Here is a 7,652-nt window from a genome sequence, read left to right as displayed (position 1 = left end):
ATTTATATTTTATTGGTTGTATTTACATATATTTATAATAGTTATATATATATATATGAAGTAGAGAATTGATTTTTTAATTTTATAGGTGATTTCCTATACATGTGAATTTACTTTTTCATAAGTTATAGGGTGTAAGTGGGTAGAAGAGGGGTATAATGAGTAAATTTCAAAAAAAACATAATATTGAGTTTCCATTTCCATGTGCATTCCCTGAATTTTTGGGATCTACGGGACCAACGGGATCTACAGGACCAACTGGTCCTTCAAGTGGACTAACGGGTCCTACAGGACCAACAGGGATTCAAGGAGAACCGGGACCAGGGGGACCAACTGGCCCTCAAGGGGTTCAAGGAGTTCAAGGAGAACCGGGACCAGGGGGACCAACTGGCCCTCAAGGGGTTCAAGGAGTTCAAGGGGAAGCCGGACCAGAGGGACCAACTGGCCCCCAAGGAGTTCAAGGGATTCAAGGGGAAGCCGGACCAGAGGGACCAACTGGCCCCCAAGGAGTTCAAGGGATTCAGGGAGAACCTGGACCAATAGGACCAACTGGCGCCCAAGGAGTTCAAGGGATTCAGGGAGAACCTGGACCAATAGGACCAACTGGCCCCCAAGGAGTTCAAGGGATTCAGGGAGAACCCGGACCAATAGGACCAACAGGTCTTCAAGGGATTCAAGGATCAACAGGATCAACAGGACCAACAGGACCAACAGGACCAACAGGTCTTCAAGGGATTCAAGGATCAACAGGATCAACAGGATCAACAGGACCAACAGGACCGAATATTCCTGTAACTTTTGCAGACTTATCTAATGCAGTTGCACGGAATGTTCCGAATTTATCACCTGTTAGTTTTACTGGTAGTGTTAATACTGTTCAAAATTTAATTTTTTCAACAAATAATACAATAACAATAATTGATCCAGGTGTTTATAAGGTTGAATTTTATATTTCTTTTGAGCCTACTTTAAGTGAAATTTGTTTCATGATAGGTGGAGTTGGTGCAAATAATTCGGCTGGCAATATAATATTACTTCCAAATCCAAATGGTGGGGAAATATCTGTTTCAAGAATTTTAACTTTAACTGCAGGATCAACTCTTCAAGTTATTAATGTAAGCGATGCTACTATAAGTTTACCTCTTTTAAACACTGGTGGTTTTCAGAGAGTAAATGCTCGATTTATAGTGTATAGGATTTTTTAAAACTATATAAGATAAATAAGAAAGTATTAGTTTCAAAAACATTTAATATTTTATATTATTTAATGTGGAATGTAATAATATAAGTAGGCGCTTTTATGTTCTATGGAATAATAAGCTCATTAGTTCTGGGCTGAAATTTCGAAGTATATGAAGATGGTCCATAAAATTTGAATATAAAATAAAACGATTATGTTATGAATTATTTGTTAGATTTTTAGGCTGTATCAATTTGGTACAGTCTTTTTTATTTTAGAGGGCTAGTTTTAAAAATACGGATTTACAATGTTAAATGTGAAAAAACTTTAATGAGATTTACTGTATTGAAACTTTAAGTGATTTTAAATTCAATAAAGTTTGTTAGTAACTCGTATGACTTGTTTTTAAAAAAATTATAATTGTTTAAATAACCCCTTTTTAACATTATAAGTGGCTTAACGTTGTAAATCCGCATTTTTGGGACTGAACCCTATATTATAGATTAATCTGTTTACTTATCTTTTTGTAAGATTAAATATATTAGTAGAAAAACTGAAATTATTATTTAAAGTTGTGTTAAAACATGTAATAAAAGGTATTACATTCGAACTAAAGGAACATTCATATCACAATTTACAAATAATTTTAGCCCCACCATTAGGACTTAACACTGTTTCTATACAGATATCAAAACAATTCCTCGTAAAGCCTTGATATTACTAGTTTTTTTAACTTTTCTATTTCACTCTTAATATATAGTGTTAAAAGTTTTGTAAGGGATAGGTAGTATTTTTGAGCAAACAACGCTCAAAAAAATTCACTTTCAAGAGAAAAACTTTTTTCGGCGGATTTTTAGCTTTTGTTAAGTTGAACACACCAAAAACAAGGGAAAAACAAATAAAAGAATGCTCGTTTAAAAAAAACGGGCATTCTCCAACAGGTTTAAAAGCAACAACAGGCATATTATATTTATGTATGTAGGGCTAGTGTAGTGAAATGAAATGTAAGGTTAAAAAATGGTAAGTGTCAATGGTAAGCGGACTGCAATGGATCAGCGGTTTGTGCGGATCCATGAAAGGAGCATTAAGGAATTGACACGTGCAGCTGATTCTTCACCCTCTTGGCATTTCCTCAAAACCGAACCGTTTTGGGGATGCCAACCGGCGAGGGGGCCTCTCAAGGATTGAGGGGGTGGGGAGTTCGATAAAGGGGGTCTGGGGAAGATTTCCCCAGTGGGTTTGGGCAACGCCCAAGGTTTGATTTTCCATGCTAAGCATGGTTCGGTGAAGCCGACAAGCGTCGCAGACCCCTATCGATTTTGATGCGAAAGCGTCAAAATACGTATAGGGTTACGTTAATTGACTCCATTTCGTCGCTTTGCTAGACTTATGGTATCAATTAATCTAGGAAAGCGGTGGCACTTTATGTTGGGTTCTATCTCATTTAATCAATCTCACCAAAGTTCATTAAGCCACAATAACAGGGAAAATATTTATGGGAATCCTGGCATTGATCCAGCTAGGTTACATGAGAATATTTATTTTGTTCAAAAGGATATCCGAAGTGTATACAAGGATATCTTTCAAGAAGCGGTGGACAAATATAACGAGAAACAAAAACGGAATGACCGTAAAATTAATGATTACTATGACAAAATACATAAAGACGATAAGACGCATGAGCAACGAGAATTAGTCGTAGCGATCGGGGAAGGGAAAGATGACTCGAAATATAGGGAAGCCAAAAAGGAAGCGTTAAAACAGTATGCTGAAGCGTTTCAAAGACGAAACCCTAATCTAGCAGTTTATAACATGGTTTTACATGATGATGAAGCGAATCCACATTTACATATTAACTATGTACCAAATTTCGAAAGTAGTCGAGGATTAACGAGGCGTGTCGGAATGGATAGAGCTTTGCAGCAACAAGGTGTAGAAGGAACGGGAAGAAAGTTAATTGCACACTGGAGAGAATTAGAAACGGCTTATATTGAGCAATTAGCGAAAGAACACATTCCGAATTTTGAACGTGCTAATGTAGGTTCTCATAAGTACATGAAAGTCCGTCAATACAAGGAATATGCAGAAGCGAAGTCAACTATTGAAAATCAAGTACAAGAAAAAGAAACAGAATTGCAAACGATTGACGATCATTTAAAAAACGTTGAAGAGAAAACAAACGAATTACATGTAGTGAAAAAGAGTTTGGTAAGTGATGTCGTTGATACGTACAAAGAATTAGAGGTAGTGAAACAACAAGTAGAGAGCGAAAGTGAAAAGCTGAAGTTAATTGGCCAGCGTCATATAGAGTTAGAAAAAAGAGTAGAACAAATGCAAAAAGAATTAGATAGTACTATGGATCAAATACCAAATGAACCTGTTAAAATTCCATTTTTACGTAAAGAAGTAGTAGTAGAAGTACAGGATAAAATGTTTGGAAAAGCTGAAATCACGAAGAAACAGACAAGAAATTATGTGTTATCACCAGAACAATATCAAGAAATAACAAAACAAGTGAATGCAGCGGTTACTATCAAAAAGGATTATGAGCGTTTGAAAAAGACAGACTTTGTGAAAGAGAACGAGAGTTTAAAAGTGCATGCAGAGGGATGGATGAAAGAAAATCGAACGTTGAAACAAGAAAAAAGTAAGTTGCAAAAAGAAATTGGTGTATTAAGTAGAGAAATCAGCTCATTAAAAGCTCATATAAAGGGTTTGCAGATGAATATAAGGGTTTTGTATGTACAAACAAAGAAAGTTTTTAAAGAGAAATTTAAGGCATTTAGAGGGATTGTTAAAAATGATTTGGATAGCAAGGGAGTTGATAATCAATTTGAGCGAGAACATAAGAAGGAAATGAATAAACATCGAGGGTTTGATATGGAAAGATAGATATAATAATGGTAAAAAAAGAGAATTGATTTTTAATAGATGGAAACCTTTAACAACACATTTCATGTTATTATATAGAAAGACGAAAAAACCGCCCAAAGTCTTGGCGGACAGGCGGTTTTTCATAATAAGGTTGGGATCAACCAATATATATTCTATATACATTCTAACATATAAAAGTTGATTCCTTCCACTAAGGGAGAGAATTATTTTATGACAAAAGTTGTAGATTTTGGACAAGCTGAAAAAAAAGCGAAATTAAGAGATCGCAAGATTGATAGTATTTATGATCAGTTGCAAGCCGGTGGTTATTCAGAAGAAGAGAAAGCAATGCTCTTACAGTTATTAAGTAAGGCGACTGGCGGAGAAGAATATTTCATTGCAAAAAAGAAAAAACCAACGGATCGGGTGAGATTTGTGCAGATTATAATGGATAATATGGAATATTTAAATGGTATTGGATATTTCACTAATGCAGAGCAAGCGTTTTTGTTGCAGATTTCTTCTTATTTGGAATTTAAAACTAATGTAATTATTGAAAAAAATAATAATGATAATGAAATTGATACTAATGCAGCAACGCCTAGCTATTTAGCTGAAAAGCTTGGTAAAACAAGAGAGAGTGTTTCTAAAACAATGAATTCCTTGTTAAAGAAAGGTGTTTTAGGGGTTGCAGAAGCAGGAATGACAACTGATGATGGAAGGATTTGCACAAGTCGTACATGGTTTGTAAATCCTAATATTATGTGTTGTTCTCCAAAGGATAGTGTTGATAGGGCAACTCAACATATTTTTAAAAAGTCATTAAGGAATTTTAAGGTTAAGGGTGATACTAAAAAACATAAATTACCTATTTATTTATTTTAGATGTCAATTTTACTATTGACATCTTTTTTTATGCTGTTTTTTCCATTTTTTAGGTGTGAAAAAAAAATCACACAGGTGTGAAAAAAAATTCACACCCTATATCGTATAAACCCTTGTTATTACTGGATTTCTTTACTTTCCTCTTCTCACTCTTATATATAGGGCTAAAAGTTCCGCAAGGAACGGGTAGTATTTTTGAGAATTTCACTCAAAAATCTCCACCCTCAGAATTAAAAGTCGGCTCGTTAATCCTCACCTAAAGGCTATTGCCTTTCTTTTTAATTCTGTCCTTGCAAAACTTTTTTCGGCTCGTGTGCTTTTCTCGCCAAGCCGACAGACAAAAAGCAAAGCAATGGTTCTCGACTTGGACTAGCAATTGTACGAGCCGAATCGCCTAGATCATTCGTCCAAAAATAATCTTTATTCAAAAATAGATACGTACTACGTGGGGTTTCGTCCCCACACGACGAGCCAGCACTCTAGCCAAAAAGCAATGGAAGACCTAAGAGCAAGATCCAAAGAAAGTGGGCTAGTATATAGTTTTTGTTCTCGAAATTTTATTTCCCCTTAACCGTTTACTTCTCACTTAATCCCTTGATATTCTCAATTTATATACTTATGACTTAATTAAGGAGGTTATTCTTTGCTGACATTATTAAAGATTACATTTGGATTAATTAGTTGTATTTTAGCCGTTTACTCTTTAATAACTGATAAGTTTGAAGTAATGCCTTATATGTCTTTGTTTGTGGGATTGATGATTTTAATGACAGGATTTTCTGATTTAAAAGAAAATCGAAAAGCTTCGGCATATACGCTATTTTTAGCATCAGGATTCATTATATTTGTTGCGATTTATACTTTCATTTTTTAACATACATGGGGTATCGTCAGCATTTCGGAAAAAAACAGATTAAGCAAAACTAGAATAAGCCGTCCATATGGACGGCTTATTTACATAAAATTCGAAAGCGGAAGTTAAAAGTATTGGTTTGAAACAAAGATATAAAGTTTCAATTCCTTTTTATTTCGCTCTTTATGTGATATATTTATAACATAAAGAGCGAAATATATCACAAAGGAGAATTTATATGAAAAATAAACTAGCTTACTTAGGATTTATTGGATTTCTAGGGTTTTTAGGTCCTCTTTCATTTTTAGGTGAAACTTCATTTACATATTACTTTTTCGCTTTCTTTTCTTTCTTTTTATATGCAAAAGTTATACCAGATGAACTTTTTATTCTACATGTTCGCATTGCTGCCACAAAAGCATTTTTCGTATCATTAGTATCAGGTGTTTTATTAATCTTAAGTATTGTTATTTTTGGAGATATACATGTAATTCGATTATTCGTTGCACTTGCAGTTGGAATACCATTAGTTACTTTTGTAATTAATTTAGAAATATTTGAACGTAGAGAAAAGAAAGGGATGCAGGATGACGTTGATTACTCGGATGAAAGAATATAGGGTAAAGTTAAATATGTCTCAAGGAGATTTAGCTAATAAGGTTGGAGTTAGAAGAGAAACAATTGGTAATCTCGAAAACGGAAAATATAACCCTTCATTAAAATTGGCTTACGATATTGCAAAAGTTTTAAAAGCACCTATTGAAGTGTTATTTTGGTTTGAAGATTAGTTTAATTCTAGTACAAGCGAATACAAGAGAAAAAATGATGAATGTTCTATTCATTCTCGGTTAACATAACGTCCTATTATCGGTAGCAAATAATTTGATAGAATCCTTGTACATACAAGGATTCTTGCTTTCATATCTATTTATCTCTTATACATGATTTTATACATCGTTGATATAGCGAGGATTCTAAGGATCCCCACTATTCTTTTTTTGCATAAAATCTTGTATAAATAAAAAAGATTTTGATGTGGGTATTTGGATGTAATGAGTATTCAATTTTAAAATTGGGTCTGTAATAGGAATTATATAAATTACCTATGTGAAGTTTATGGAAATTAAGAGTTTGAAACAAGTGATACGTGAATTATTAGGAAAAAGGGTATATCATTGCTATAGCGAATATATTTTTTGAGGTGAAACGCTATGAAGACGCTATATAGTCCTAGTGATGTGGTAGAGCAATTAGGTATCCAATCTAGCACATTACGTAAGTATGCTGATGTACTGGAAAAAGAGGGTTATACTTTCATCAAAAATGAACGTGGACATAGGAAGTATAGAGAAAGTGATGTAATGGTGTTTCGTAAGGTTATAAACTTAAAGAGCGACACAGACATGACATTAGAAAATGCTACAAAGCAAATAGTATCATGGCATCAAGGTGTTGAAGTATTGCCATTGGAGCGACATGAAGTTGAGCGCTATGAAGAACCTGATTTCAACGCTACACCGCTACAGGTGATGATTCAAGAGCAAAAAGAAGTCATTGAAAAGCAAAATGAATTACTCCAGGAATTAACTAAACGATTAATAGAGCAAGATCAGCGATTTGCACAACGAGAATCGGAATTATTAAGCGCTATACAATCGATACAGGATTCCCAGAAGCTTATAGCGACGAATTCTAGGGAAGACATAGCGAAGAATCAGGGCCGCGATGAAATGCTTATGCAAACGATAAGTGAAGTCCTGGAAGTTAAGAAGATGATTGCAGCAAGTAAAGATAAGAAATGGTATGAGTTTTGGAAATAATTTTTTGAAATTTGATTAATTATTTTTCTTTGTGTGTGGA

The 7,652-nt window shown here is 34.3% G+C and carries 7 protein-coding genes; all 7 read left to right on the top strand.

Translation table 11 applies throughout. The features are described 5' to 3' along the window. Positions 1 to 158: 158 nt before the first annotated feature. The 7 genes from NST86_RS34760 (at position 159) to NST86_RS34730 (ending at position 7,612) form a co-directional block, all read left to right on the top strand. Complete coding sequence (locus NST86_RS34760) at positions 159 to 1,205, top strand: collagen-like protein (protein ID WP_340935816.1); 1,047 nt, start codon at positions 159 to 161, stop codon at positions 1,203 to 1,205. A 1,400-nt stretch (positions 1,206 to 2,605) separates the two neighbouring features. Then, positions 2,606 to 4,072 (top strand): plasmid recombination protein, encoded by a 1,467-nt coding sequence (locus NST86_RS34755; protein WP_340935814.1) that lies wholly within the window; start codon positions 2,606 to 2,608, stop codon positions 4,070 to 4,072. A gap of 213 nt (positions 4,073 to 4,285) precedes the next feature. After that, complete coding sequence (locus NST86_RS34750) at positions 4,286 to 4,939, top strand: hypothetical protein (protein ID WP_000170179.1); 654 nt, start codon at positions 4,286 to 4,288, stop codon at positions 4,937 to 4,939. A 643-nt stretch (positions 4,940 to 5,582) separates the two neighbouring features. After that, positions 5,583 to 5,813, top strand: coding sequence for a YczI family protein (locus NST86_RS34745; RefSeq protein ID WP_340935811.1), 231 nt, complete (start codon positions 5,583 to 5,585; stop codon positions 5,811 to 5,813). 217 nt (positions 5,814 to 6,030) lie between these two features. Further along, positions 6,031 to 6,411: a DUF3796 domain-containing protein gene (locus NST86_RS34740; protein ID WP_081143345.1), complete on the top strand. Its 381-nt coding sequence runs from the start codon at positions 6,031 to 6,033 to the stop codon at positions 6,409 to 6,411. Further along, the gene (locus tag NST86_RS34735; RefSeq protein WP_000172689.1) at positions 6,380 to 6,580 is read left to right on the top strand and encodes a helix-turn-helix transcriptional regulator; all 201 of its coding nucleotides are present in this window, start codon (positions 6,380 to 6,382) and stop codon (positions 6,578 to 6,580) included. The genes NST86_RS34740 and NST86_RS34735 overlap by 32 nt, the downstream gene beginning before the upstream one ends. A gap of 423 nt (positions 6,581 to 7,003) precedes the next feature. Continuing rightward, on the top strand, positions 7,004 to 7,612 hold the full coding sequence (locus NST86_RS34730; RefSeq protein ID WP_340935810.1) for a DUF3967 domain-containing protein: 609 nt from the start codon (positions 7,004 to 7,006) through the stop codon (positions 7,610 to 7,612). The last annotated feature ends 40 nt before the right edge of the window (positions 7,613 to 7,652 follow it).

The sequence above is a fragment of the Bacillus sp. FSL L8-0199 genome (genome assembly GCF_038005705.1).
Lineage (GTDB): Bacteria > Bacillota > Bacilli > Bacillales > Bacillaceae_G > Bacillus_A > Bacillus_A cereus.
This window is presented reverse-complemented; position numbering and strand designations above follow the sequence as displayed.

What these genes read in the sequence shown, in the direction of transcription:
- NST86_RS34760 (WP_340935816.1), top strand. Translation starts at nt 159, where the DNA reads ATGAGTAAATTTCAAAAAAAACATAATATTGAGTTTCCATTTCCATGT.
- NST86_RS34755 (WP_340935814.1), top strand. Translation starts at nt 2,606, where the DNA reads ATGTTGGGTTCTATCTCATTTAATCAATCTCACCAAAGTTCATTAAGC.
- NST86_RS34750 (WP_000170179.1), top strand. Translation starts at nt 4,286, where the DNA reads ATGACAAAAGTTGTAGATTTTGGACAAGCTGAAAAAAAAGCGAAATTA.
- NST86_RS34740 (WP_081143345.1), top strand. Translation starts at nt 6,031, where the DNA reads ATGAAAAATAAACTAGCTTACTTAGGATTTATTGGATTTCTAGGGTTT.
- NST86_RS34735 (WP_000172689.1), top strand. Translation starts at nt 6,380, where the DNA reads ATGACGTTGATTACTCGGATGAAAGAATATAGGGTAAAGTTAAATATG.
- NST86_RS34730 (WP_340935810.1), top strand. Translation starts at nt 7,004, where the DNA reads ATGAAGACGCTATATAGTCCTAGTGATGTGGTAGAGCAATTAGGTATC.